The following is a 1,000-nucleotide window of genomic DNA, read 5'->3' on the forward strand; positions in this document are numbered from 1 at the left end:
TGAGCCTTTCCCAGTAGGGGTGTCGGTGTGAGTGGGTCAGGGTCAGGTGGTCCGGTCGTGGATGTGGTGGAGGATGACGAGGGCGGCCGCGACGATGGGGCCGATGCTCGAGGGGCTCAGGGAGACGCGGCGCAGGGCTTTGAAGTTCTTCAGCAGGGCGTTGCCGCGTTCGCCGATACCGCGCAGAGCGTGGTGCAGCGCGTTGCGGGCGCGTTCGTTGATGGTCAGCTGGCCGCCGGTGGGCTTCTTGGCCGGGATGACGAACTGGTCGTCGAGGGCCTCGTAGCCGAGGTCGGCCAGCACGTGGCGTCCGGCCGTGTTCCAGGTCTGGACCGCTTGAAGCAGACCGTCGGCGGCGCGGGCGCAGGTGGTGTCGTGCTCGCGGCCGGGTCGGACCGGCGAGACCCAGATCGGCCAGCCGTCCGGTGCGGTCATCACCTGGATGTTGCCGCCGTGGGCCTTGTGCTTGCCGGACCACCACAGGTCGACCCTGCGGGTGGGGCCCGCGATGGAGCAGCGGTCGGTGCGGATCACGGTGCCGTCGAGGTTGATGTGGGTGTAGCCGGCCATCGAGGCGGCGGTCAGCGCCGAGTGCACCGCCGGGGCCTGGTCGGCCAGTACCGCCAACGTCTCGTGGACGTACCGGTAGGCGGTCGAGCGGCCGATGTGGTTGTCGACGGCGAGCTGGGCGATCCGGGTCGCGTCGTGCAACCAGCGCAGGAACAGCACCGCCTGGTCCCAGGTATCCAGCGCTCGACGCCCACTGCGGGTACCGACCTGCAGTCGATGGCCCGCCAGCAGGTCGGCGACGAACCGCGCGGTCGCGCTCGGGATCGGCAGCACAGCGGTGTAGATGACATGATCGGGCACGCAGGACCTCGGTTCGGGCGTCGCTCTGTGGAAGGAACGACACCCTTCTACCGGGGTCCTGTCTCGTATCGGCGCAGGTCACCGCACCGGCGCGGCGCCCACACGCCCGACCCCTACTGGGAATGGCTCA

At 69.6% G+C, this 1,000-nt stretch carries 1 protein-coding gene; it reads right to left on the bottom strand.

Going from position 1 to position 1,000, the window contains the following annotated elements; all coding sequences use genetic code 11:
* Positions 1-42: 42 nt before the first annotated feature.
* Positions 43-843, bottom strand: a complete 801-nt coding sequence (locus GJV82_RS19185) for an HARBI1 family protein (protein WP_318657851.1) — start codon at positions 841-843, stop codon at positions 43-45.
* Between the last annotated feature and the right edge of the window lie 157 nt (positions 844-1,000).

This window comes from Cellulosimicrobium composti, assembly GCF_009711085.1.
GTDB classification, from domain to species: domain Bacteria; phylum Actinomycetota; class Actinomycetes; order Actinomycetales; family Cellulomonadaceae; genus Cellulosimicrobium; species Cellulosimicrobium composti.